1 protein-coding gene is annotated in these 934 nt (G+C 35.0%); it reads left to right on the forward strand.

Translation table 11 applies throughout. The features are described 5' to 3' along the window. Positions 1 to 175: 175 nt before the first annotated feature. Positions 176 to 913: a MerR family transcriptional regulator gene (locus tag CN514_RS21160; RefSeq protein WP_098234276.1), complete on the forward strand. Its 738-nt coding sequence runs from the start codon at positions 176 to 178 to the stop codon at positions 911 to 913. Positions 914 to 934 lie beyond the last annotated feature (21 nt).

The raw sequence follows: 934 nt of genomic DNA on the forward strand, positions 1-934 counted from the left end.
TCCGATTTAATCAGAAGCACCTCTGAACAATTAGTAGATTCAAAATTTTATAAAGGTATAATTTGATTTAAGAGAGAAATTTAAGGTATAAAGAGGAAGTCTTTTATTTTCAAGCATTCGGAACTTACCTCCGAAACGCTCGGAACGTCCGATTTAATCGAAAGGGGGGTTGAAAATGGAAGGGCAATTTATGAAAGCATACACAATAAAAGAAGTTCAAGAACGTACTAAGGTACCTCAAGGAACCATTCGCCAATGGGAAAGAGATTTAGAAGGCGTATTTGTTGTCCCAAGAGATGAACGAAACAATAGGTACTATACTGATTTTGAAATTGACATTATTAATAAAATCAAAGAAATGCGTGACAAGAATGTTAGCATAACGATGATTAAAGACTTGTTGCAAAAGCATTCCGAGACGCTCGGAACTGATTCGGAACCACAACCTCCAGCAGTTCAGCCGACGATCCCACAGATGTCACAAAATGAAGCGATTACTACTCTTAAAGAAGTTCAAATAGCTTTGCAATCATTTGAAGCATTTAAAGAACAAATGAAGCTTGAAATTCGGAATGAGATTAGGAATGAAATAAAGAATGAGGTTACAACCGAGGTTATGAAGCAAATAGCAGCTACTTCATTAATTCCTCAACAACAAATGGAAACTATTGCTTTAGCGCTTTCGAACAGTTCAGAAGACTTTCTGAAACTATCATCAAGTGTTTCGAGTACTTCAGAAGAAGTTTCGAAGCTTTCAAAAAGACTTGAAGAAGAGTCAATAAGAGCAGAAGAAGATAGAAAAACATCTTTTGATCGTGACCGCACTTTAATGGAAGGTGTGAGATTGATGCAAGAAATTAAAGAATATCAAGAATTGAATTTTTTCCAAAAAATATTCCGTAAAAAGAAATAGGTCTAATAAGGCCTTTTTTTT

Source organism: Bacillus sp. AFS001701, assembly GCF_002559405.1.
In the GTDB taxonomy this organism is placed as follows: domain Bacteria; phylum Bacillota; class Bacilli; order Bacillales; family Bacillaceae_G; genus Gottfriedia.